Origin of the sequence: Hydrocarboniphaga sp. (assembly GCF_028291725.1) — a bacterium.
GTDB lineage: Bacteria > Pseudomonadota > Gammaproteobacteria > Nevskiales > Nevskiaceae > Hydrocarboniphaga.
On sequence record NZ_JAQGNT010000041.1, the window covers coordinates 1 to 24,530 of the forward strand.

General features: G+C 66.4%; 19 protein-coding genes. 15 read left to right on the top strand and 4 right to left on the bottom strand.

Annotated elements, in window-relative coordinates; all coding sequences use genetic code 11:
* Positions 1-153 precede the first annotated feature (153 nt).
* On the top strand, positions 154-765 hold the full coding sequence (locus tag JWQ90_RS11060; RefSeq protein WP_299693539.1) for a cation transporter: 612 nt from the start codon (positions 154-156) through the stop codon (positions 763-765).
* A 56-nt stretch (positions 766-821) separates the two neighbouring features.
* On the top strand, positions 822-2,009 hold the full coding sequence (gene nhaA / locus JWQ90_RS11065) for a Na+/H+ antiporter NhaA (RefSeq protein ID WP_299693542.1): 1,188 nt from the start codon (positions 822-824) through the stop codon (positions 2,007-2,009).
* Positions 2,010-2,085: 76 nt separating this feature from the next.
* Here the strand turns inward: nhaA and ggt are convergent, their stop codons facing one another.
* Positions 2,086-3,831, bottom strand: a complete 1,746-nt coding sequence (ggt, locus tag JWQ90_RS11070; protein WP_366919498.1) for a gamma-glutamyltransferase — start codon at positions 3,829-3,831, stop codon at positions 2,086-2,088.
* A 391-nt stretch (positions 3,832-4,222) separates the two neighbouring features.
* On the opposite strand from ggt, the gene JWQ90_RS11075 reads away from it, so the two are divergent.
* The 13 genes from JWQ90_RS11075 (at position 4,223) to JWQ90_RS11135 (ending at position 21,058) form a co-directional block, all read left to right on the top strand.
* A complete protein-coding gene (locus tag JWQ90_RS11075; protein ID WP_299693547.1) occupies positions 4,223-5,002 on the top strand; it encodes an MbnP family protein in 780 nt (259 codons plus the stop codon).
* 9 nt (positions 5,003-5,011) lie between these two features.
* Positions 5,012-6,082 (top strand): cytochrome c peroxidase, encoded by a 1,071-nt coding sequence (locus tag JWQ90_RS11080; RefSeq protein WP_299693550.1) that lies wholly within the window; start codon positions 5,012-5,014, stop codon positions 6,080-6,082.
* Complete coding sequence (locus JWQ90_RS11085) at positions 6,048-6,653, top strand: hypothetical protein (RefSeq protein ID WP_299693553.1); 606 nt, start codon at positions 6,048-6,050, stop codon at positions 6,651-6,653. The genes JWQ90_RS11080 and JWQ90_RS11085 overlap by 35 nt, the downstream gene beginning before the upstream one ends.
* Positions 6,650-9,817: an efflux RND transporter permease subunit gene (locus tag JWQ90_RS11090; protein ID WP_299693556.1), complete on the top strand. Its 3,168-nt coding sequence runs from the start codon at positions 6,650-6,652 to the stop codon at positions 9,815-9,817. Before JWQ90_RS11085 ends, JWQ90_RS11090 begins: the two co-directional genes overlap by 4 nt.
* 283 nt (positions 9,818-10,100) lie before the next feature.
* Positions 10,101-12,923 (top strand): hypothetical protein, encoded by a 2,823-nt coding sequence (locus JWQ90_RS11095; protein ID WP_299693559.1) that lies wholly within the window; start codon positions 10,101-10,103, stop codon positions 12,921-12,923.
* A gap of 169 nt (positions 12,924-13,092) precedes the next feature.
* Entirely contained in the window at positions 13,093-13,989 is an 897-nt protein-coding gene (locus JWQ90_RS11100; protein ID WP_299693562.1) for a peptidylprolyl isomerase, read from the top strand.
* A 28-nt stretch (positions 13,990-14,017) separates the two neighbouring features.
* Positions 14,018-14,662, top strand: coding sequence for an ankyrin repeat domain-containing protein (locus JWQ90_RS11105; protein ID WP_299693565.1), 645 nt, complete (start codon positions 14,018-14,020; stop codon positions 14,660-14,662).
* A 20-nt stretch (positions 14,663-14,682) separates the two neighbouring features.
* A complete protein-coding gene (locus JWQ90_RS11110) occupies positions 14,683-15,750 on the top strand; it encodes a hypothetical protein (protein ID WP_299693566.1) in 1,068 nt (355 codons plus the stop codon).
* Positions 15,747-16,844: a hypothetical protein gene (locus tag JWQ90_RS11115; protein ID WP_299693568.1), complete on the top strand. Its 1,098-nt coding sequence runs from the start codon at positions 15,747-15,749 to the stop codon at positions 16,842-16,844. The genes JWQ90_RS11110 and JWQ90_RS11115 overlap by 4 nt, the downstream gene beginning before the upstream one ends.
* A gap of 99 nt (positions 16,845-16,943) precedes the next feature.
* Entirely contained in the window at positions 16,944-19,361 is a 2,418-nt protein-coding gene (locus JWQ90_RS11120) for a TonB-dependent receptor (RefSeq protein WP_299693571.1), read from the top strand.
* Positions 19,362-19,418: 57 nt separating this feature from the next.
* Positions 19,419-19,838, top strand: coding sequence for a YeeE/YedE thiosulfate transporter family protein (locus tag JWQ90_RS11125; protein ID WP_299693574.1), 420 nt, complete (start codon positions 19,419-19,421; stop codon positions 19,836-19,838).
* A complete protein-coding gene (locus JWQ90_RS11130; protein WP_299693577.1) occupies positions 19,835-20,299 on the top strand; it encodes a DUF6691 family protein in 465 nt (154 codons plus the stop codon). The genes JWQ90_RS11125 and JWQ90_RS11130 overlap by 4 nt, the downstream gene beginning before the upstream one ends.
* Before the next feature lie 45 nt (positions 20,300-20,344).
* Positions 20,345-21,058: an MBL fold metallo-hydrolase gene (locus JWQ90_RS11135; RefSeq protein ID WP_299693581.1), complete on the top strand. Its 714-nt coding sequence runs from the start codon at positions 20,345-20,347 to the stop codon at positions 21,056-21,058.
* A gap of 77 nt (positions 21,059-21,135) precedes the next feature.
* Here the strand turns inward: JWQ90_RS11135 and JWQ90_RS11140 are convergent, their stop codons facing one another.
* The 3 genes from JWQ90_RS11140 to JWQ90_RS11150 all read right to left on the bottom strand — a co-directional run bounded on the left by JWQ90_RS11140 (position 21,136) and on the right by JWQ90_RS11150 (position 24,487).
* The gene (locus JWQ90_RS11140; protein WP_299693584.1) at positions 21,136-22,440 is read right to left on the bottom strand and encodes a hypothetical protein; all 1,305 of its coding nucleotides are present in this window, start codon (positions 22,438-22,440) and stop codon (positions 21,136-21,138) included.
* A 78-nt stretch (positions 22,441-22,518) separates the two neighbouring features.
* Entirely contained in the window at positions 22,519-23,817 is a 1,299-nt protein-coding gene (locus JWQ90_RS11145) for a HAMP domain-containing sensor histidine kinase (RefSeq protein ID WP_299693587.1), read from the bottom strand.
* Positions 23,807-24,487 (bottom strand): response regulator transcription factor, encoded by a 681-nt coding sequence (locus JWQ90_RS11150; RefSeq protein WP_299693589.1) that lies wholly within the window; start codon positions 24,485-24,487, stop codon positions 23,807-23,809. Before JWQ90_RS11150 ends, JWQ90_RS11145 begins: the two co-directional genes overlap by 11 nt.
* Positions 24,488-24,530: the final 43 nt, after the last annotated feature.

Sequence of the window (24,530 nt, forward strand, 5' to 3'; positions counted from 1 at the left end):
TGGGGCCAGCCCTTCGGGTTGCCGCCAAAGAGACGGCCATGCCGCGTTGCTCGTCGTCACCATAGTCACCACTATGCCTCCTCCTCGCGCCTTGCCTGGCCGTCTCTTTGGCGGCAACGCAGCGATCGATTCAATGTCAACAGGCCCTAAAGAATGAACCGTCAAGCCGAAAACATCGCAGGCACTACCGACACCGGATTGCGGCGCGTCGTCGCGATCGTGGCGCTGCTGAATCTGGCTTATTTTGGCCTGGAATTCGTGGTGGCTCTGGCGATCGGATCGGTGTCGCTGTTCGCCGACAGCGCGGATTTCTTCGAGGACGCCGCAGTCAATTTCCTGATCTTCATGGCTCTGGCATGGACGGCCGCGCGGCGCGCGCGGGTGGGGATGGCGCTGGCAGGGATCCTGCTGCTGCCGGCTGTGGCCTTCGTCTGGGCGCTTTGGAGCAAGTTCAATGCGCCGCTGCCGCCGGCACCGATGCCGCTGACGATCACCGGACTGGGCGCTCTGGTGGTCAATCTGTGCTGCGCTTTCCTGCTGGCGCGCTACCGGCGCCACAGCGGCAGCCTGACCAAGGCGGCGTTCCTGTCGGCCCGCAACGACGCCTACGCCAATATCGCCATCATCGGCGCGGGACTGGTGACTGCGGTGCACGCATCGGTCTGGCCCGATGTCGTAGTCGGTCTGGGCATCGCCTCGATGAACGTCGATGCCGCCGCGGAGGTGTGGAGCGCGGCACGCAGCGAACGCCAGGCGCACAGCTGAATCCGCTAGGCTTGACCCGACCGGCCGCGTGCCTAGCTTCGCTACCCTGAATGACGATGAACCAGAAGAACGCCGCCGAGCAAGGCACGCCCCGATCCTTTATCCGCGACTTTCTGCAACAGGAGTCCTCGGCCGGCATCCTGCTGATGGGGGTCGCGGCGCTGGCTTTGCTGGTGGCGAACTCGCCTTTGGGTCCTGCCTATTTCGAGATTCAGCACGCCACGGTCGGTGGGCTCAGCGTATTGCACTGGATCAACGATGCGCTGATGGCGCTGTTCTTTCTGCTCGTGGGCCTGGAGATCAAGCGGGAATTGCTCGAAGGGCAGCTCTCCTCCTGGCCGCAGCGCGTATTGCCCGGCGTGGCGGCGCTTGGAGGCATGGCCGTTCCGGCGCTGATCTATGTCTGCTTCAGCCAGGGCAAGGCGGAAGCCCTGCGCGGCTGGGCGGTGCCGATGGCCACCGACATCGCGTTCGCGCTGGGCGTGCTGGCGCTGCTGGGGCCGCGGGTGCCGGCCTCGCTGAAGATATTCCTGACGGCGCTGGCGATCATCGATGACCTGGGCGCGGTGGTCGTCATCGCCCTGTTCTACACCAGCGAGCTGTCGCTGCCGTTCCTGGGGCTGGCCGCAGTCGCGATCCTGGTGCTGGTCGCCATGAACCTGCTCGGTATCAAGCGCCTTTCGCTGTATCTGGCGGTCGGCGCCGTGCTTTGGTTCTTCGTGCTGAAATCGGGCATCCACGCGACCCTGGCCGGCGTTGCGCTGGCGTTGACGATTCCGCTGCGCTCATCCGGCAGCAGCGCCGAGGCGAACTCGGCTCCGCTGCTGCGTCTGGAGCACGGCCTGCATTACTGGGTCGCGTTCCTGATCATCCCGATCTTCGGTTTTGCCAATGCCGGCGTGGCGTTCACCGGCATGAGTCCGCGCGATCTGCTGGAGCCGGTGCCGCTGGGAATCGCCGCCGGCCTGTTCGCCGGAAAGCAGATCGGTGTGTTCGGCTTCTGCTGGCTCGCGATACGCAGCGGGCTGGCACAGCTGCCGGCCGATTCGAGCTGGTTGCAGCTTTACGGCATCGCCCTGCTATGCGGCATCGGCTTTACGATGAGCCTGTTCATCGGCGCGCTCGGCTTCGCCGGCTTGCCGCATCTGGCGGATGAAACCAAGGTCGGCGTGCTCGCTGGGTCGGTGTTGTCGGCGCTGGCCGGTGCGGTGCTGCTCCGGTGGACGGTCCGTAGGTTGGGGTGAGCGCAGCGAACCCCAACATCAGCGCGGACGAATGTTGGGGTTCGCTGCGCTCACCCCAACCTACAAACAGTGCCCGTCAGTAACCCGCGGCCTGACCGTCCTTGCGTGACTCCGACGCCCCGTAATACACGCCGCTGACCGGGTCGCGCAGGATCGCCTGGTAGCCGCCGTATTCGCCGATGCCCCAGCCGACGGCATGGCCGCGGCCGCGCAGCTCGCGCACGCTTTCCAGCGGGAACCCGGACTCCAGGAACACTTCGCCGCCATCGGCCATGACTTCGCCGGTCGGCTCGCTGGAGCCGGTGTGGTAGATGCGCGGCGCGTCGCCGGCTTCCTGCAGGTTCATGCCGAAGTCGATCAGGTTGTTCAGGATCTGGACATGGCCCTGCGGCTGCATGTCGCCGCCCATCACGCCGAAGCTCAACCAAGGCTTGCCGTGACTGGTGACGAAGGCCGGGATGATGGTCTGGAACGGGCGCTTGCCCGGCGCGTAGGTGTTGGCTTCGCCCTCTTTAAGCGAGAACATCTCGCCGCGGTCCTGCAGGATGAAGCCCAGGCCCGGTGGCGCCATGCCCGAGCCCATGCCGCGGTAGTTGGACTGGATCAGCGACACCATCATGCCGCTGCTGTCGGCGGTGGTGAGATAGATCGTGTCGCCCTGGTACAGCGCCGGGTTGCCGGCGTCGTAGCGCTTGGCGGCCTTCGGGCCGACCAGCTTGCGGCGCTCGTTGGCGTAGTCCTTGGAGATCAGGCCGGCCAGCGGCAGCTGGGCGAACGCCGGATCGGCGTAGTACCTGGCGCGATCCTCGAACGCCAGTTTCTTGGTCTCGATAAACGCGTGCAGATGCTCGGCGCTGCCGAAGCCCATCGCCTTCAGGTCGTATCCTTCGAGCAGGTTGAGCATCTGCAGCGCGGTCAGGCCCTGGCTGTTCGGCGGCAGTTCCCAGACGTCGTAGCCGCGGTAGTTGGTTGATATCGGCGCTACCCATTCGCTTTTGTGCGCGGCGAGATCCTCATAGGACAGATAGCCGCCCTGGGCCTTGATGTACGCATCGATGGTCTTCGCGATGTCGCCTTTGTAGAACGCGTCGCGGCCGCCCTTGGCCACGATCTCCAGCGTGTTGGCGAGGTTCGGGTTCTTCCAGATCTCGCCCTTGCGCGGCGCGTGGCCGTCGTGCGTGAACTGCTCCAGGAAGCCCGGATACATCGCCATCAGCGGCACCGTGCGATCCCAGTAGTAGGCGATCAGCTCGGTCATCGGGAAGCCGTCGCGGGCGTAGCCGATCGCCGGCGCCAGCAGCTTCTTCATCGGCAGCTTGCCGAATTTGCGGTGCAGTTCGAACCAGCCGTCGACGCAGCCCGGCACGCTGACCGGCAGCGGACCGCGCGGCGGGATGTGCGTCAGGCCGCGCTTCTGCAATTCCGCCAGCGTCAGCGACTTCGGCGAGCGGCCGCTGGCATTGAGGCCGTACAGCTTCGAGGTCTTCGGGTCCCAGACGATCGCGAACAGGTCGCCGCCCATGCCACTGCCGGTCGGCTCCATCAGGCCGAGCGCGGCGTCGGCCGCAATCGCCGCGTCGACTGCGCTGCCGCCAGCCTTGAGCACGTCGAGCGCGATCTGCGTGACCAGCGGCTGGCTGGTCGCGGCCATGCCGTGGGTCGCGATGACTTCGGATCGCGTGGCGAAGGCGCGGCCGGTGACGCGGTCGGCGGCACCGGCGTTGCCGACGGCCAGCAGGGAGGCGGCGATCGCCAGCCCCCATCGCACCGCAGAAAGAGGCTCTGCCGGGCGAATCCTGGAACCACTGTTATTTTTTAGCATAAGAGTAAGGCTAAATATTCCTTCGCAGGTCGGTAGCGCTTCCTTAGATTCGCCGCACTTAAGGAACCTCTGATGAAGTCCCGCGCGCCCGCGAAGGCGCCGGATGGGGCGCAGTGCAAGGAACGAGTGACGAAGTGTATTGGACATACAGGAGGAACGAGTGACGCCGCAATGCACCCCATCCGGCGCCTTCCCTTCGGGTTGCCCCGGAAATGACGCCATGCGGCGTTGCTCGCCGCTTATTTGCAATGAGCAAACCGCGCGGCTCGCGCCTTGCCTGGCGTCATTTCCGGGGCAACGCGGGCGCGCGGGACTTCATCAGAGGTTCCCTAAGAGGCAAGAACGCATGGCTGCGGCATATGGACCGCTGGGCTCGCCTGGGCGAGGGCGCTTGGCCGCCTACCTGACACTCGCGGCAGCCTTGTCGCTGGGCCTGGCCGCGTGCAACGGCGGCAATGCGACGCAGCCGCTGCACGTGGAGATCAGCCACGTCGTCGGCGAGCAGCCGTTGCAGCTGGGCAGCGATTATGCACTGGCCGACGGCGATCACTTGAGCATCGACAAGCTGCGCTATTACCTGAGCAATTTCCGGCTGCGCCGACACGACGGCAGCTGGTCGGCCGGCGAGCGCAGTGAGCGGGATGCGCGTGCCTATTTTCTGGTCGACGAATCGCAGCCGGGCTCCAAGACCCTCAGCGTCGACGGTTTCGCGGCTGGCGACTACGAGGGCCTCGAATTCCTGATCGGCGTGGACGCCGCGCGCAACGCGGCCGGCGCCCAGACCGGAGCGCTCGATCCGGAACACGGCATGTTCTGGACCTGGAACACCGGCTACATCTTCTTCAAGCTCGAAGGCCATTCGCCGCAGTCGACCGCCACCGGGCACAGCCTGAGCTACCACATCGGCGGCAGCCGCGAGCCGGCCAACAACGCGCGCACGGTTTATCTGCCGCTGGGCACCAAGCCGCTGAAGCTGGCCGCCGAGTTGACGTCGACCGTGCACCTGCACGCGGACATCGCCGCGCTATTCCAGTCGCCATCCCAGTCGCCCGATGCACTGTCGATTGCCGAGCACGCCAACATCATGGATCCGGCCGGCGGCAAGCTCGTCGCCGACCGCTACGCCGAACTGTTCCGGGTCGATCACGTGCATCACGAGCCACGGCACTGACGGCGGTGCATGCGCCCCATCATTCGACCCATTCGACCGCGTGAGTGCTTCGTCGCCGTCACGGCCCTGCTCGCGCTGGCGGTCGGCCTGTGGGCGACGCCGCTCGCGGCCTGGTTCGATCAGCAGCGCACGCCGCGGCTGAGCACGCCGTCGGGCTGGCCATCGCCGGTCTACGACGCCGGCCAGAACCCGGTGACGAAGGCGGGCTTCGAGCTGGGCCGCCGCCTGTTCTACGACACGCGCCTGTCCAAGGACGGCACGATCGCCTGCGCCAGCTGCCATCAGCAGTTCGCCGGCTTCGCGCATTACGATCACCGCGTCAGTCACGGGCTCAACGGCGCCAACGGCACACGCAACGCGCCGGGTCTGGCCAACCTGGCCTGGCAGCGCGATTTCATGTGGGATGGGGGCATCGTGCATCTGGAATTGCAGCCGCTGGCGCCGCTGACCAATCCGGTCGAGATGGGCGAGACGCTGGCCCGCGTGCTGGCCAAGCTGCGCAGCGACGCCAGTTACAAAGCCGATTTCGAGCGCGCGTTCGGCCCGGTGGATGCTGGTGGGCAGGTGGTCGATTCGCAGCGTTTGCTATACGCGCTGAGCCAGTTCCTGGTGACGATGATTTCCGCCGACTCGCGCTACGACCGCCATGTCGCCGGCCGCGAGACATTCAGCACAGAAGAAGAGCGCGGCCTTGCCAGCTTTCGCGAGCATTGCGCGTCCTGCCACCAGGAGCCGCTGTTCACCGATCACGCCTATCGCAGCGACGGCGTCGTCAACGACGACATCGGCCGCGCGCTGATCACCGGCAAACCCGAGGACCGCGGCCTGTTCCGCGTGCCGAGCCTGCGCAATGTCGCGCTGACGGCCCCGTACATGCACGACGGGCGCTTCGATACCTTGGAGCAGGTGATCCAGCATTACCGCGGCGGCATTGCGCCGGCTGCGCTCAACGATCCGAAACTGCGGCAGGCCGCCTCGCTTAGCGATGCCGACGCCGCCGACCTGCTGGCCTTTCTCCAAACCCTGAGCGATGAGCGCTTCGTCCATGACCGACGTTTTGCCGAAGCAGCGGCGCATTAGTACCGATGTCGGGCTGAAGCCCGACCTGCCGATGGTGGATCGGGCCGGTCGGGCTTCAGCCCGATATGCCCTGTGCATGGCGATCCTGGCCATGTTGCTGGCGGCACCGGCTCGTGCTCACGAAGGGCATGACGACCACGCGCCGGCAGCCGCAATCACGCCGCAGACGCCGCGGCTCAGCTATCAGTCGGAGCGCATCGAGTCGGTTGCGCTGATCGACGCGCAGGGTCTGGTCGTGTGGGTTGATGACTTTGCCAGCAATCGCCCGCTTTCCGGTCTCGCCGTCAGCGCGCGCATTGGCAGTGGCGCCGTGCAGGCGCAGGAAGCTGAGGCCGGCACCTATCGCGTGCCGCTGGATCTGCTCGGCGAGCCGAATCAGCCCGACATCAGCCTGAGCCTGCGCGGCAAGGACTGGGAAGAGCATTACGACGGCCATCTGTCGCGTCCGCACGACGGTAGCGCGCGGACGATCGAGCCCTATTCGAAATTGACGCTGGCCATCGCGGTGCTGCTGGCGATCGTGTTGGCCGTGATCACATTCCTGGCCTGGCGCCGCCGACCGCGCGCATGATTTCTAAGCTTGTTGCATGGAGCCTGCGCGAGCGGCTGCTGGTGCTGGTCGCGGCCGCGGTGCTGTTGCTGCTGGGCGCGCTGCGCCTGCGCGATATCCCGGTGGACGTGCTGCCGGATCTGGCGCGGCCGACGGTGAGTGTGCAGGTCGAGGCGCCGCAGCTTGCGACCGAAGACGTCGAGTCCCTGGTCAGCTATCCGCTGGAGTCCGCGCTGGCCGGATTGCCGGGCCTGCAGCGGCTGCGCTCGACGTCGACCCCGGGCCTGTCGCTGATCCAGGTCGAGTTCGACTGGGGCAGTGACCTGTATCGGCAGCGCCAACTGGTCACCGAGCGCCTCGAAGCCGCGCGCGGCAGTCTGCCGCCCGGCCTGCAGCCGCGGCTGGGGCCGATCACTTCGCTGATGGGCGAAGTCATGTTGCTGGGGCTGCGCTCGCCGCAGGCGGCGGTCGCGCCCGCGGCCTTGCGTGAATGGGCGGATTGGGCGGCGCGGCCCGCGCTGCTCGCGGTACCCGGCGTGGCGCAGGTACTGGTGATCGGCGGCGAACTGCGCCAGTTTGAGGTGCGGCCCGATCTGCAACGCATGCGCCTGAGCGGGATCACGCTGGCGCAGATCGAAACCGCGGTGCGCGGCTACGGCAGCAACGGCGGCGCCGGCATTGTCGAGGAAGACGCCCGGGAGCGCGTGCTGCGCACCATCGGCCGGCCCTTCGATCTCGACGGCCTGCGCCAGGCCGCGGTCGCCTGGCGCGGCAATGCGCCGATCCGCCTGCAGCAGGTCGCAGAAGTCGCCGAGGGCCGGCGCATCAAGCGCGGCGATGCCGGTGTCGATGGCGAGGCGGCGGTGATTCTGACGGTGCAGAAGCAGCCCGGCGTCGACAGCTTGCAACTCGATGCGGCGATCGAGCGGCGCCTGCAGCAGCTGCGTGGCGGCATGCCCGGCGATGCGGTGATCGAGCCGGTGTTCCGGCAAGCGGATTTCATCGAGGCGGCAGTGGGCAATGTGCGCGATGCGCTGCTGCATGGAGCGCTGATCGCCGCGCTCGTGCTGCTGCTGTTTCTCGGTAGCGGCCGCGCCACGCTGGCAGCGGCGGTCGCGATTCCGCTGTCGCTGATATCGGCCGTCTTGTTGTTACACGGTTTCGGCTTCAGCATCGACACGATGACGCTCGGCGGTCTGGCGATTGCGGTCGGCGAACTGGTCGACGACGCGGTCGTCGGCGTCGACAACGTGGTGCGACGCCTGCGCGAAGCTGCTGAGCGTGATGCGTCCCTCCCTCGATACGTCCCACAACGCGGGACTACTCGGGATGTTCGGGTACAAGTTGCGGCTACTCGGGAGGGACGGGGTTCGGTGGACGCGGTGAAGGTGATCGTGCGCGCCGTCGCCGAAGTGCGATCCGGCATCCTGGTCGCGACCGTAGTGATCGTGCTGGCGATCGCGCCGGTGCTCGCGCTCGGCGGCGTCGCCGGGCGCTTGTTCGCGCCGCTGGCGTGCGCTTACGTCGCTGCGATTCTGGCAAGCCTGGGCGTCGCGCTGACGGTGACGCCGGCCCTGTGTCTGCTCGGGCTCGATGGCGGCCGATCACTTCCGGCCGAGCGTGCCTGGGTGCGGGGCATGAGGGCGCGCTACACGCTGGCGCTGGGCCGCGCGCTCGCCCGGCCAAGGCTGCTGCTGCTCGCGACGGCCGCCCTGGCCGCGATCGCGCTGCTGGCCGCGCTGCTGTTGCCGCGCACGTTCCTGCCGCCGTTTTCCGAGCGCACGCTGACCGTGAATCTGGTGCTGCGGCCCGGTATCGCGCTCGCGGAGTCGCAGCGCGTCGCGCTGCTGGCGGAGCAGCAGATGCTGGCGGTGCCGGGTGTGATCCGCGCCGCGCATCGCAGCGGCCGCGCCGAAGCCGACGAACATGCCGAGGGCGTGCACTACTCGGAGTTCGACGTCACGCTGGCCGCAAGCGCATCGCGCACGCAGGTCCAGGCCGCGATACGGCAGGCGCTGGCCGGCTTGCCCGGCAGTCTGTCCATTGGCGCGCCGATCGCGCATCGCCTCGATCACGTGTTGTCCGGCGTGCGCGCGCCGCTGGCGGTCAAGCTGATCGGTGACGATCTGGCCACGCTGCGCCGCCTCGCCGCCGAACTCGCCGGGCATTTGCAGCACGACCCGCGATTGACCGGTGTGCAGGTCGAGCAGCAGACGCCGGTCGCGCAATGGCAGACGCGAGTCGACCCGGTCCGCGCCGGCGCCTGGGGCCTGTCGCCGCCGCGTGTACAGGAGCAGATCGCCGTGCTCGCCGGCGGCCAGACGCTGGGGCAGATCGTCGAGGGCGAGCGCCGCTTCGATCTGGTGCTGCGCCTGCCCGAAGCGCAGCGCCTCAGCGCGGCGCTGCCGGACCTGTTGATCGAGTCGCCGGCCGGGCCGGTGCCGCTGTCGTCGATTGCCGAGTCGGCGCTGGTCGATGGCGAGAGCCAGATCCTCAGGGAGAATCTGCGCCGCCGCCTGGTCGTGTCCGCGTATCCCAGTGCTGCGCTCGCGCCGGCCGCGGACGCGGTGGCGGACGCGCTCGCCGGCCTGCATCTGCCCGCGGGCTACGAGGCGTCAGTGGAGGGCGAGGCCGCCGAGCAGCGGTCCACGCTGGCTCGGTTGCTGCTGCTGGGCCTGGTGTCGCTGCTGCTGATGAGCGCCGTCATCCACGCGCGCTACCGCGATCCGCGCCTGACCGCGATCGTGATGGCGATGGTTCCCTTGTCGGCGATCGGCGGCATCGCGGCGCTGGCCCTGACCCGCACGCCGCTGAGCGCAGCGAGCGCGGTCGGCTTCGTCACGCTGTTCGGCATCGCCACGCGCAACACGCTGCTGAAGCTGAGCCACTGCCTGAACCTCGCGCGCGAATCCCCGCAGTCCGAGCTGCGCGCGCTGGTGCTGCGCGCCTGCAGCGAACGCCTGCTGCCGGTGCTGATGACCGCGCTGGTCGCCGCGCTCGCGCTGGCGCCGCTGCTGTGGGCCGGCGACGCGCCGGGCAAGGAGATCCTGCACCCGGTCGCGCTGGTGATCTTCGGCGGGCTGTTGTGCGGTACCGCGCTGGACAGCTTCGTCACGCCGATTTTGATCTATCGATATGCCGGCGCAGCTGTAGCTGTAGGTCGGCAATCCTTTGCCGACGTGTGACGCCCGATGTGCAATCGAGTCCTCACGTCGGCAAAGGATTGCCGACCTACGGGCGCGGTTTCTCCGGCAAACATGACATCTGATTCGCCTTATAACCAGAACGCTGCGTCAGATCCCGAAAAAGTCTAATTCCGAGAGAGATAGATCACGGTACCCGCGTGTATCTTGCCGTCACCGCAGGGAGCGGAAAGCAACTGACGCCGGCTACCTCACGAAGAGGAGTGAGCTAAAGCGTTGCATCCCGGATGCCTTCGCTTGCTTATAAATCACAAAGGAGTGCCTGATGAATCTCTTTAGTTCGCGTCCACGGGGACGATCAAAGGCCTGGGGGGCTGCTGCGCTTTCAACCGCGTCGGCCTGCTTCACGGCTGCTTCACTGCTGGCTTCCACCACCGCTACCGCTGCACCGCCGGTTGCCGCGTCGGCCTTGCTCGGCAATGTTCTCAATACCACCAGCGGCATCGTGCAGAGCACGGTGTCGTCGGCCAAGAGCCTGCTCAGCACGCGCGACGACGCCTCCGCTGCAACCGGCGGCGTCGCGCCGCCGGCGATCAACAAGTACACCGGCGGCCAGATCGCCAACGGCGCCGTGCTGCTGCTGTGGACCGGCGACGGCTGCGCCTCGCCGCTATGCAATCCCAAGACCGCGCAGGATTTCCTGGCGGTGGTCGACGCCGAACCCAATTCCACGACCTACGGCAACGTGATCTGGACGGCCGAGCTGCCCAACGTGCTCGCGTCCAACGTCGCCGGCAATATCCTCGGCGCGCTGGGCTCGGATTCGCACAACGATCCGCATCACATGCTCAGCTACACCTCGTACATCTCCGATGGCAGCGACGGCCTCAGCGCCGGCCGCAAGTACACTTTCGCTGGCGGCGTGATCAGTAAAAATGTCTTCCGTTATGACATCACCAGCGTGCGCGGCATCAGACAAGCGGAGATCGCGGTCTGCGGCACGCAGGTGCGGCGCTCGTCGCTGACCGATGATTTCGTGGTCATGCCCTCGAACACCGGCGGCCACAAGATCATGTACACCTACATGAGCAACTACGTGTACGGACCGGGCGGCACCGTCACCGAAATCGATCCGAGCCGTACCGCTCCGACCGCGCTCGGCGGCTGCCTGCCGGCCGTACCGGCTCCGGTGGCGCTGCTCGAGAACGCCAAGCAGTTCGGCCTGATCGCCAACCTCGGCGCGCCGCCGGATGACACCGCGCTGCTGGGCCACGTGGGCATCACCGAATACCCGGGCTCGGTTCGCGCCAATCAGCCGCGCAATCCGACCGAGTACACCAGCTCGCCCGACACTCGCCAGACGCGAACCGCCAACCAGGGTCTGTTCTTCCTGGGCAACAAGGACGCTGGCCTGGAATCGGTGCCGCACGGCATGGGCCTGACCTATGACGGCAAGTACCTGGCGACGTCCGACTACGCGGTGGCGGCTTCGATCGGCGGCGCTGCGATCAACGGCGCGCTCGGCGAACTTTGCGGCAGCGCTGCCAACGGCGGCACCGGCACCGGCATCGGCCCGCTCGGCATTTGCGGTTCAAGCTTCGGCTCATCGGTTCGCGTCTGGGAAACCAGCGGCGAATACACGCATGGCAAGACCACCGATTCTCTGAAGCAAGCCGGCGTCTACGACGGCAACAAGTATCTGCGTTCGGTCAGCGCCGTGCCGGACGGCCCGCGCCAGGAGCCGATCCTGATCCACGAAGAGAACGAAGGCCTGATGGCCTTCGGCCTGCCGCACCAGTCGCATCACTGCGTCGATCAGAAAGGCTGGGTCAACAAGGGCGATCCGAGCTACGACAAGGCGGTTACACCAGCCGGCGTCGCAGCCAACGCGTCTGGCAAGAGCCCGAACAGCTGCTCCGAAGGCGATGCCGACTACGTACCGCACAAGGGTGCTTTCAGCGCCAGCATGTGCGGTGGCGTGTTGTTCTACAGCCCGGATATCAGCATCCGCGGCGACGAAGCCAACGTGTTCGGCGGCAAGGGTCCGTACTGGCGTGCGGTGTACGACGTCGGCCCCTGCTCGGGCGTGTCGTACTTCACGATTGCGGATGACGATCGCTTCCTGGTGTTGCCGGTTTCGGGCATTGAAAGCCCCAAGTCGATCGACGCCGCCGGCAGTATCGACTTTGACCGCGACTATCCTCGCGAGCACAGCCGTCGCGTGCTGACCGTCGACATCCGTCCGCTGCTGGCCAAGGGCACCGCGAGCACGGCTACAACCAGCATCGCCTGCGACTTCCCCGAGGCCGACGCCAGCCGCACGGCCAACACCACGCTCGGCACCGCGGCCAAGCGCGCCGACCTGTCGGGTGGTGTCAGCGCCGCGTTCAACGTGCTGCACCACAACAACGAGGCCGATGATTGCCCTCGCGTGCGCGGTGCGATCGGCCAGTTCGAAACCGGCCCGAACGGCGTTGGCCTGGCCACGACGGCTTCGTCCAACACCAGCCAGCCCGGCGTCGGCTACATCCGCCTGGCAGAGGCAGTGACCGAAGTCCGTGCGTTGACTCCGTTGGGCATCATCGTCACCGACGAGCACGCCGGCGGCGAGCCTTCCGGCACCGGCGGCGCTCCGGGCAGCGGCAACCTGAACTCGCTGCAGAACCTGTACACCCACGGTGGCCCTCACTTCACCAATATCGACCGTGTTGGCTATGAGGCCACGCCGGCCGGTGAAGGCGGGTACAAGGATCTGCGTCCGAGTGCCAGCGGCACGCCGCGCAACCAGGTCATCGGCCAGAGCCAGGTTTCGGGCACTGACCGTTTCGTGTTCATCCAGTACTTCGTCGAACTGAACCACGTGCCGCTGCCCGGCACCGGCTCGGACGGCGATCGTACGGTCTGCCTCGGCAAGCTCGATCGCACCACCGGTGCCACCGTGCTCGACACCTCGTTCACCGACGAGCTGCTCGGCACGCCCTGCCTGGACTTCGACTCCGCCGCTCGTGATGCCTGGCTGTGGCCGGGCGAGCGTGGCGTCAAGGGTGGCGCCAAGCCGCACTCCGCGATCTTCGAGCGCGACGGTGCCCCGCTGTTCGGCCCGGGCTACTTCCCGGCCGCGCCGCTCGATCCGGATGGTGCTCTGTAGTGGCTGCTACTCCTCCCCTCGCGCAGCGGGGGGAGGTTGGGAGGGGGGCGTGATGTCACAACATAAGGTTCGTTGTGACATCACGCCCCCACCCTGCCCCTCCCCCGCTCGCGGGGGAGGGACTTTGTTTTCGATTCTTTGATTCGATTTCTATTGAGAGGAGTTGCCCGTGTTACGAACTGCTAACCGTCTGGCCGGTGTCGCACTGCTCGCCGCTGTGGCGGGTGCCGCCATTGCCGACGATCAGGCTTTGCCTGCCGATTCCGGCCTTGCAGCCGATCTGCTCGTCAACGGCCAGCCCATCAGCGTCAACCACGTGCGGCTGATGTCGTCCGGCATCGACGAACAGAAAGGAGCGCGTCAGATCAATGGCGACGACGTGCGCAATGCCGCACGCGCCGAGCTGATTACCGAAGAAGTGCTGGCCCAGGCCGCACGCAAGAAGGGGCTCGACAAGCAGCCCGAAGTATCCGACCAGCTCGCTTATCAACAGCGGCTGATTCTGTCCCGCGCGTATCTCGAAGATTATTTCGCCGCCAACCCGGTGGACGACGCCAGCCTGCGCACCGCCTACGAGTGGAACCGCGCGAACGGCAAGATCACCGAGTATCACGTGCGCCAGGTGCTGACCTCGTCGCAGTCCGCTGCACTCGAGGCGATCGCTGCATTGAAGAAAGGCGAAGATTTCGCCGCCGTTGCAAAACGCTACACCCAGGACCCCGGTGGCCAGGAAAACGGAGGCGACCTCGGCTGGTTCCGCCCCGATATTTTCGTTGACCACCATTTCAGCGACGCCGTCGTTGCGCTGAAAAAAGGTGAATACAGCAAGACGCCGGTGCGCAGCCGTTTTGGCTGGCACGTGGTGAAGCTGGACGAGGCGCCGCGCCCGGTCGCCAAGCCGCTGCCGTATGACCAGCTCGACGACGGCTCGCACGAAGCGCTGCGCCAGCGCACCGCGCAGCTGAAGATCGAAGAGCTGACCGCGTCGCTGACCAGGGGCGCCAAGATCACCGGTCCCGGCGCAACCGCCAGCAATGGCGGCGGCGCGGCCAAGAGCAGCAAATAAGAGTGGATGAAAACAGCGGATGAAAACCATGTCCCAAGTCGACCTGCCGCAAAAGCCGCGTATCGCCACGCTGGCATCCATCCTTGCTGCGCTGGTGCTCGCAGGCTGCGCGGCGTCGCCGTCGGTTCCGAGCGCCGCCGTCGAAAAGCCGGCGACTGAAGCCGATGCGCTAAGCCAGCAGGACCGGCTGGCGTTCTTCATCAACGACGTGCGCCGCGGCGAATGCGACAAGATCGAGCCGGCGCTGAAATCCGGCCTGCCGATCAACGGCTTCGACAATCTCGACCAGACGCCGTTGATCGCGGCCGTCAGCCAGAACCAGGTCGCCTGCGTGAAGCAGCTGATCGCGCGCGGCGCCGACGTCAACCTCGCCGATCACGCGGGCTGGTCGCCGCTGATTCATGCCGCGTATTTCGGATCCGGCGAAGAGCTGCTGAGCCTGCTGGTGGATCACGGCGCCAACGTCAATGCGCAGAACAACCGCGGCCTGACCGCACTGTATCTGGCCAGCGCCGCCGGCCATGAGCCGCAAGTGCAGCTGCTGCTGGCGCATGGCGCAAACCCGGCGATCGCCTCGGCTTCGGGCTACACGCCGGTGCGTGTCGCGCAGCTGCGCGGCCTGTCGAAGATCGTCGAGCTGCTCGAAGCTAAGCCGGCGACGGCGACGCCCTAATGCACCGAGGTAGGTTGGCGGTGAGCGCAGCGAACCCCAACATTGCGCGCTCGATAGCCTGCGTGATGTTGGGGTTCGCTGCGCTCACCCCAACCTACGTGCGGGGCGCGTCATCGCTGCTGATCGACAAGCAGCAGCAGCATCAGCTCGCCATCACGACGCAGCAGCCGCAGCTCGAATCGAGCCTGCGGCTGAGCGGCCGCGTGCTCGCCGATCCGCGCCGTCTGTGGCGGGCGATGAGCGATCAGCCCGGGGTACTCGAAGCGCCGGACGGCGGGTTCCCGGTTGCCGGGGCGAGCGTCGCGGCCGGGCAGGTGCTGGCCTGGCTGCGGCCGGCCTACACCGATCCAGAGCGCCGCGATCTGCAGTCCGAGCGACGTGTCCAGCAACGTGATTTCGATCTGGCTACCGTGCAGATCCACCGTTTCGATATCGACACCGAAAAGCAGATCGATATCAGCCTGCCGACGCCGTCGATGCAGATCGTGGCCGACTATCACGGCTCGCAGGCGCGTGGCGAGGTGCTCGATCGTGCCTTGGGCGAGCGGCTCGCGTTGAAAGCGCCGTCGGCCGGAGTGGTGCTGGCCAGTTTCGCGCAGAGCCGGCAACTCGCCTCACCCGGCGATGCGCTCTTTGAAGGCGCCGCTGCCGGTGGACTGGTGATCGAGCTGATACACGACGATCGCCAGCCGCTGGATCTGGATTCAGCCCAATACCATCGTTCGAACCATCGTTCGAAATTGCAACTGATCGGCGACAGCTACGACGCCTCGCTGCGCGCCTGGCGCGCGGTCTATGCGGTCGATGCCGATGCCGATACCGATGTGGCCGCCGAGTTCACGCCGGGACAGGCCATCGACGTCGAAGTGCCGCTGAAGACGCCGCAGCTGCGCCTGCCGAAATCCAGCGCTTTTATCGACCAAAGCCGCGCCCAGGTCTGGGTGCATGAATCGGCCGAGCGCTTCGTGCCGCGTGCGGTCGATGTCGCCGCTGCCGATGAGCGCAGCCTGCTGGTGACCGGCGGGCTGGGCGCGAAGGACCGCGTGGTCGTCGATGCATCGACGCTGCTGCGCCTGCAATCTCCATGAAGCGGTTCGTGCTCGCCGCGTGCAGCGCGGTACTTGTCGGCAACGCCGTCGCCGTGTCGGCGCACAACGGCGAAGATCACGCCGCCGGATCGGCCTCGGCCGCGCCGGCCGAGGTCGTCACCGTCAGCAAAGCGATGCAGCGCGCGCTGGCGATCACGAGCACGCGCGTCGGCGATCAGCGCTTCCCGGCAGCACAGGCCGTGGTCGGTGAAGTCGTGCAACGTCCCGAGGCGAGCTGGCGCTTGCAGGCGCCTGAGCCTGGCCGCCTGGTCGCCGCCGGCGCAGGCTGGCCGGTCGCCGGGCAGCCGGTCGCCGCGAACCAGTTGCTGGCGGTGCTGGAGCCCTCGCTGAGCCAGCGCGAACGTGCGAGCCGCGAAGTGAATATTGCGAGCCTGCAGCAGCGTCTGAGCATCGCCCAGGTCAACGTCGATCGGCTGCGTCTGCAGCAGCGCGCGAACGGCATCGGCGCAGAGGGCAACACCTATGTCGAGCAGGCCTTTGCCGAATACGAGACGCTGCAGCGGCAGATCCAGCTTGGGCAACAGAGCCTGGCGGGCCGTGTCGAAATCCGCGCCGGCGAAGCCGGCCGCCTGCAGCGCGTAGCGGTCGCCGCCGGCGAAGTAGTGGCACGCGCGCAGCCGCTGTTCGAGATCGCCGGCGCACGTCCGCGGCTGGCGGCGCGCGTCTACGACCCGCGCTATACGCGCGGCAATGTCGTAGCCACGGCATCGGTCGACGTGCGCGACTACCCGCTGCATGTCGTCGGTTATTCGCCGGCATCGCCGGAGCCCGGCTGGACCTTGCTGCTCGATTTCGACGGTGGTGTACCGACACTCGCGCCTGGGGCCCTGGCCGAGCTTGCGTTGACACTGCCTTCGCCATCGCGTCCGGGCCTGCTGTGCCTGCCGCGGGCGAGCGTGCAGGGCAGCTCCGGCAGCGCCTGGGTCTGGGTGCATCAGGCGCCGGAACAGTTCGCACGCCGTGCGGTGCAGATCGTCGACACGCAGCGCGATGTGGTTTACGCGCAGGCGCAGCTGGCGGCCGATGAGCGCATCGCGGTGGCGGGCGCGGCGCTGCTCGACCAGTTTCAGTAGTAGCCCGGGCGAAACCCGGGATGGTTCCAGAAATCGAAAAGCCCCGGGTTTCACCCGGGCTACGGGTTCGTTCCATTTTTTGCCGGGGAGAGTTTCGCGATGAGTTCGAGTGACCGCCGCCGCCGTCGCGCCAGCGGTTTGTTGCTGCTGCCGCTGCTGATAACGCCTGCATGGGCGCAGACCACCGCCGATGCGCCGCCCGAAGCTGCACTGGAGAGTATCCCGGTGCCGGCTCAGCAGCAGCCCGAAGTCGCACCGCCGCGCAGTGCCGATACCGAGGCTCCTGTGCTGATGGACGAAGTCATCGTCACCGCGCGCAAACGCGAAGAACGCCTGCAGGACGTACCGGTGTCGGTCTCGGCGTTCTCGGCCGAGCAGCTCGACGCGCGCGGCATCGTCGACGTGCGCGATCTCGGCATCGCGGTGCCCGGCCTGCAGTTCACCGATCTGGCCGGCTACAACCTGATCTATATCCGTGGCATCGGCACCGACGCCTTCATCCCGTCGGCCGATCCCAGCGTCGCGACCTATCTCGACGGCGTGTACTTTCCGTCGGCGCACAGCATGGCGCAGTCCTTCGGCGCGCTGGAACGCATCGAAGTGCTGAAAGGCCCGCAGGGCACGCTGTTCGGCCGTAATTCCACTGGCGGCGCGGTGATGCTGTGGACCAAGGACCCGGGAGCGGTCGCGGAAACCTCGATCCAGGCCAGCTATGCGCCGCGCTTCGAAGACTCCAAGACCCGTGTGTATACCAATGTGCCGCTGGGCGAGAACTTCGCGTTCAGCGTGTCGGGTTTCTACAACCGTGCCGACAACTACTACCGGCTCGACAACGGCAGCGGCGATACTTTGCCGCCGGAGATCAACAAAGGCGGGCGCATCAAGATCGGCTTTTATCCGAGCGAGAATCTGCAGATCGTGCTCAGCGGCATGCTGATGCAGCAGAGCGGCACCAGCACCACCACGTCGGCCAATACCGATCCGAGCGGCCTGGGCCTGACGATACCGGCCGAGACCCGCGACTATGTCGTCACCGCGAACTCCAAGCCCTCGCTGATCACCGATACGCGTGCCTGGTACGGCAAGATCAACTGGCAGAATCCGGGTGTCGACGTGAAGCTGCTCGGCAGCTACTACTACACCAACGCGCACGATTACGTTTACGACTTCGACGGCTCGTCGCAGCCGATCGCGACCTATGGCGCCGACAGCGACTACCAGCGCATCGTCACCAGCGAACTGCAGTTCACCTCCAACGCCGAGAGCTGGGGATCGAGCTGGCTGAAGTGGGTCGGCGGTCTGTACTACCTGAAGAGCGAAGGCGGCTACAAACCCGGCTATCTGCGGCTGCTGGACAGCGTCAACCTGCCGCTGGCGGACGTGGTCAACGGCGTGCTCGATTCCCTGCCGCCCGCGGTCGGAGATCCGCTGCGCGACGCGCTTAGCGGCGTGATACTGCCCTCGTCGCTGACCTTCTATTTCAATGGCCTGGTCGATGCCGAATCGTATTCGGCGTACGCGCAGACCACGGCCAGCGCCACCGACTGGCTGGACCTGACCCTGGGCGGCCGCTACCAGCGCGAAACCCGCCAGCTCAAGGATTCGAACTTCAGCATCGGCAACCTGGGTGGCGGCGACACGACGCTGATTCCGTGGAGCGACCAGTCGTCCACTGTGAACAACTTCTCGCCGAAAGCCTCGATCGAGATCCGGCCGCTCAAGGACGTGCTGCTGTACACGTCGTACACCAAGGGGTTCAAGAGCGCGACCTACAACATCATCAACATCTACACGCCGCCCGACTACGTCAAGCCGGAAGAAGTCACGTCCTATGAGGCCGGCTTCAAGTCGGAGTGGTTCAATCGCTCGCTGCGTTTCAACGCGGCAGCGTTCCAGAACGACATCAAGAACCTGCAGACCGGCTTCGTGTCGTTCACCTCGGGCGGCGCGATCAATTTCGAGAACGCCGGCAAGGCCCGCATCCGCGGGGTCGAAGTCGACACGATCTGGCAGCCGCTGCGGGTATGGGACCCCGGCTTGGTCATCTCCGGCGGCGCCACCTGGCTGAAGGCGATCTACACCGACTACGACAGCGGCCACTATTTCACCGACGCCGGCTTTGCGGCGAAGAGCGACTGCAGCAATCCAGACGGCCCACGCTGCAACTCCTTCGACGGCAATCGTATCGTGCGCACGCCGAAGTTCTCGGCGACCGGCAGCATCAGCCAGAGCTTCGACGTGCCCGGCGGCAAGCTCGACATCGCCGGCGATTACTACTACAACTCCGGCTACTACTATCTGGCGCAGAACTCGGCCAATTCCTTCGAGCCGCACTACGATCTGATCGGCGCGCATATCAGCTATCTGTACGAGCCCTGGTCGTTCCGCGTGACGGTGTTCGGCGAGAACCTGGGCGATGAGCGCTACGACCTGGCGCAGTTCCATACAGACTTCGGTCGTGAAGACACGTTGGCGCCGCCGGTGACTTACGGTGTGCGTTTGAATTTGGATTTTTAGTGGGTGGTGGGGTTCGCTGCGCTCACCCCAACCTACGCGGCGACGAGAGAGGAAGCTATGACCTTGCAATCGGTGATTCATGCCCTGATCGGCGGCGTGCTGATCGGCTCCTCGGTCAGCCTGATGCTGCTCGGCCTGGGCCGCATCGCCGGTGTCAGCGGCCTGTTCGGCTCGCTGATCACCGGCCGTGCAACGCCGGTGGCACTGTGGTTCGTCGTCGGCCTGCTGGCCGCCCCCTGGGTGGCGAGCCTGCTCGGCGTATGGGCGCGGCCGGATTACCTGGCGAACCCGGTCTGGCCGAAGCTGCTGTTCGCCGGGCTGCTGGTCGGCATCGGCACCCATCTGGGCTCGGGCTGCACCAGCGGCCACGGCATCTGCGGCATGGCCAATCTGTCGCAGCGCAGCCTCACTGCGACGCTGACGTTCATGGGCGTCGCGGCGCTGGTTGTCGCGCTCGGTTTCGGCGGTGTCGCATGAACCTGATCATTCGCGGCATCGCACTGCTCGCCGGCCTGCTGTTCGGCGCCGGCATGCTGGTGTCGGGCATGGCCGATCCAAAAAAAGTGCTGAGCTTTCTCGACGTGACGCGCAACTGGGACCCGTCGCTGGCGTTCGTGATGGGTTCGGCACTGGCGATCGCGTTCCCGGTATTTGCGTGGGCTCGCCGCCGTCAGCGCACTCTCGTCACCGATCTGCCGATCGCGTTGCCGGCGGGCTCGCCGATCACGCCGCAACTGGTCGGTGGTGCCGCGCTGTTCGGTATCGGCTGGGGTTTGTCGGGCCTATGTCCGGGCCCAGTGCTGGTGGTCGCCAGTGGCGGCAGTCTCGGCGCGATCGTGTTCGTTGCTGCGATGGCGCTCGGCATGATGCTGTCGGCCTGGCTGGCGCCGCGTCTGTTCGCCGCCAAACCGATCGAACGCGGTTCGATTTCCGCTTGAACGGCACGCCGCTTGATCGGCACAGTCATTGCCCTTGAAATCCGCATGATCTTCCGTCAGCTCTTCGAACGTAATTCCAGCACGTACACCTATCTGCTCGCGTCGCGCGCTGGCGGCGAGGCGCTGATCATTGATCCGGTGCTGGAGAAAACTGCGGAACTGGTCGCACTGATCGACGAACTCGGCCTCAAGCTCGCCATCGCGGTGGATACGCATACGCACGCCGATCATGTGACCGGCCTGGGCGCGCTGCGCGAAGCCACCGGCTGCATCACCGCGATGGGTGAGCACAGCCGCGCCGACTGCGTCAGCACGCGCTTTCGCGACGGCGAGTGCCTGAACCTGGACGGCATCGAACTGCGCTCGATCTATACGCCAGGCCATACCGACGAATCCTTCAGCCTGCTGGTCGGGCGCTCCGACGCGAGCGGCGAAGGGCGGGTGTTCACCGGCGATGCGCTGCTGATCCGCGGCACCGGACGCACCGACTTCCAGAACGGCGATCCCTACCAGGCCTACGATTCGATCTTCAACAAGCTGCTGCGCCTGCCCGACGAGACGCTGATCTACCCGGCACACGACTACAAGGGCCGCACGGTATCGACGATCGCCGAGGAGCGCGCCCACAACCCGCGCCTGCAGGTGCGCGACGCCGACGAATATGCGCGCTTGATGAACGGGCTGAACCTGCCGCCGCCGCTGCTGATGGATGTCGCGGTGCCGGCCAACCTGCGCTGCGGACGCATCGCCGAGTTGTAGGTCGGCAATCCTTGCCGACCTGAGGCCTCGGTTGCGTATCGGGTGTGCCCGTCGGCAAGGGATTGCCGACCTACGGCTTATGCCAGGCTGCGCCGCGAGTTCTTCACGAAGCCGGCAACCGCCGCCGCCGCGCGCTGCGCCGAGGGCACTTCCGACAGATCGAAAGTGCGTGAGAAGTACGCCCGCTGCCGGTCGCGATACTCGCTGGCGTGCGTCGCAAAAGCCTGTGCCAGATGCGGGCCGAGCGCGTCGGCGCTCTCGAGCCGGTCCACGACCCTGCCCATCTGCCAGGCCTCGAAGCAGCTGTCCTGCCGCCAGTCGAAACCATGTGGATTCAGGAACAGGCAGGGACGCGGTTCGACCAGGAATTCGCAGACCTGGCTGCTGACGTCGCCCAGATACAGATCGGCCGCCAGCGTATAGCTCATGTCGGTGCAGGCCTGGCTGCCGAGGTCGATGCGCATATGGGCGCAGTCGCGATAGCGCTGCGGCAGCGCGCCGGTCCAGCGCACCGACAGCTTGTCGATGCTGATCTGCAGCCGCTTGTGGAACAGCATCACGTGCGGCGCAAAAATCAGGTTGTAGTCGCGCGAGCGGTAGAAGAATTCGAGTACGCGCAGGCCGTCTTCGTACCACGACGACAGATGCGGCGAGCAGTGCGGGTTGTACAGCACCGTCGGGCGCTCGTTGTCGAAAAAGCGCTTGCGCGTAGCGCCGCGCCGCAGCGCGCCGACCGCGTCGAACTTCGGATAGCCGACGACTTCGAACTGCCCGGGCCGCAGTGGGCCGGCGTCCTGCAGCCGCTGCTTGATCTTCTCGCCGGCGACCAGCACCAGGTCGAAGCGATGACTGCTGCGGTCGAAGCCGACCGCGCGATCGCCGGCGCCATGGCGGGTATGGATCAGCTTCAGATCGGGGCAGCCGAAGCGCGTGCGCAGCATCAGGCTGGTCTTCTCCGGCACCACCAGCGCATCGAACTGGCGAAAGGTCGCTGCATTGCATTTGAGCACGCCGATCTTGCGCACCGGCAGCCACGAGCCCACCACGGCATCGAGCCAGCGGAAGCCCGGCGACAGTTCCAGCCTGAGCATTTCGCAGCGGTGCTCGGGGTAGGCCCCGGCCAGTGCCTCGAGTGCGCGCGCCTGCTCGTCCGAGGAGGTCAGCAGACAGATGCGCCACCGCGGATGGAGCTGCGACAACTCGAAGGCGATCGGCGCGCTGTGCGCAATTTGGTGGATCTGTTCGTGATTGAACAGAAAGCCGATCTGCGGCGCTCCTGCATATCGGCGGCTGCCGGTTTCGGCAAACGGCAGGCCGGTCAGCAGCTGTAGACGGGCGGCCGCCGGTCCGGTCGTTACCAGCGAGGTCGGGTCGAGACCCATGGCGTATCCCAAGGCAGACAATGGGGACACGCTATGCGGCTCAGAAAAAGAGCCCGTTAAATCTACGTTAAATTTTCGTTACCACTGCGTCCCGGGATCTCGAACCGTCGTGAAATGCACGTCGAAGCGCGTACCGACGCCGGCGGTACTGCTGACCTCGAGCTGCCAGCCGAGGCGCTCGCAGATCCGTTTGACCAGGTACAGGCCGATACCATTGCCGCGGCTGGTGGCACCGCGGTAACGCCGCTCGAACACCTGCGGCAGCTCCTCCGGCGCGATGCCGAGGCCGGTGTCGCTGACCTCCAGATGACCGGCTTCCAGCCGTACCTCAATGCGTCCGCTGGGGGTGTACTGGGCGGCGTTGGCGATCAGGTTGTTAATCACCGACGTGGCCATGCCCAGCGGCACGCGCACGATCTGCGGCGGTCCTTGCGCGCTGAGCTGCAGGCTCACCGGCCTGCCGGCCAGCTGTTCGCGCTGCGCAGCGACCGCCTCCTCGACGATCTCCTCGACGGTGTAGTCGAAGACCTGCAGGCCGCCGTCCTCGCGCGCCAGGAACAGCAGCGATTCGATCAGCCCCTGCATCTGCCGCGTGGCGCGCTGCATGCGCGCGACGCGCCGCCGCGTCGCCTCGTCGAGATCGGCCTGCTCCATCAGCAGGTCGATCGCGCTGGCGATGGTTGCGAGCGGCGTGCGCAGCTCGTGGCTGACGTCCTCGGTGAAGGTCTGTTCGCGCGTCACGAAGTCGTCGAGCCGCTCGATGAAGCGATCGAAGGCGCTGGCTATGACCTCGGTTTCGCGTTCCTGAAACTGCGGCTGCAGCCGCTCGAGCCGATGCCTCGGATCGAAGCCCGAGACTTTCTGCGACAGCCGCAGGATCGGTTGCATCACCCAGCGCGACAGGCCGGCCGCGACCAGCGCGGTCAGGCCGCAGGCGAGCAGCGTGCCGAGCATTGCCAGCCAGGCCAGGCGCGCTTCGAGCCGGTACACCGGCTGCACGTTAAGCCGCACGTACACATGCGCCTTGCCGACGTCCTGGCGGCCGACCATGTATTCCTGGCCGTCGATGATCACGTCCTCGTGCAGACCGGGGCCCAGCGGCAGCAGTTCGGGCGGCGTGTCGCCGCTGGATTCTGGCGTCACCACATAGCCGTCGAAGCCGCCGGCGCTCGGTGGTAGCGCCTTGGCGTCATGCCGGTAGTCGGCCGCGAATTCCTGCAGCTCTTCGGCGAGATTGTTCGACAGCAGCTCGGTTTCCAGCAGCTCCATGAAACTGAAGACCGCGACGCAGAAGGCGCCGCCGAGCAGCACAACCAGCAACAGCATGCCGCCGATCAGACGTGCGCGCAGGCCGAAGGCGGATTTCCTAGATCGCATCGTCGACTGCGAGCCGGTAGCCGATGCCGTGCATCGTATGCAGCAGCTTGACCGGGTTGTTCTGGTCGACGGCCGCGCGCAGCGCGTGGATATGGGTGCGCAGCGCCGCGTCGCTGTCCGGCGGATCGTCGCCCCAGATCGCGTTGACCATGTCGGCGCGGCTGACCACGGCCGGCGAGGCGCGCATCAGTTTCTCCAGCATGCGCCGGCCGATCGGCGACAGCTCCAGCCGCCGCTCGCCGCGCCGCGCGATCAGCGTGCGCAGGTTCAGTTCCAGATCCGCGACCTGCAGCAGGCTCTGCGGAGCATGGGCGCGCCGCGCCATCGCGCGCAGCCGCGCCAGCAACTCCGGCAGCGAGAACGGCTTGGTCAGATAGTCGTCGGCGCCCATGTCGAAGCCGAGCAGCTTGTCGCGCTCGGTGTCGCGCGAAGTCAGCATCAGGATCGGCACGTAGCGGGATTCTTCGGCGCGCAGGCGCCGGCACAGCTCCAGGCCGTCGAGGCCGGGCAGGCTCAGGTCGAGCACGATCGCATCGTAGGAGTTGATCACGGCCAGATGCAGGCCGCTAATGCCGTCGCCGGCATAGTCGACGATCTCGCCGCGCCCTTCCAGGAACTCGCCGATGTTGGCGGCCAGATCGGCGTTGTCTTCGATGATCAGGATGCGCATGGATGTGACGTGTAGGTCGGCATGCCTTTGCCGACATGAGGCT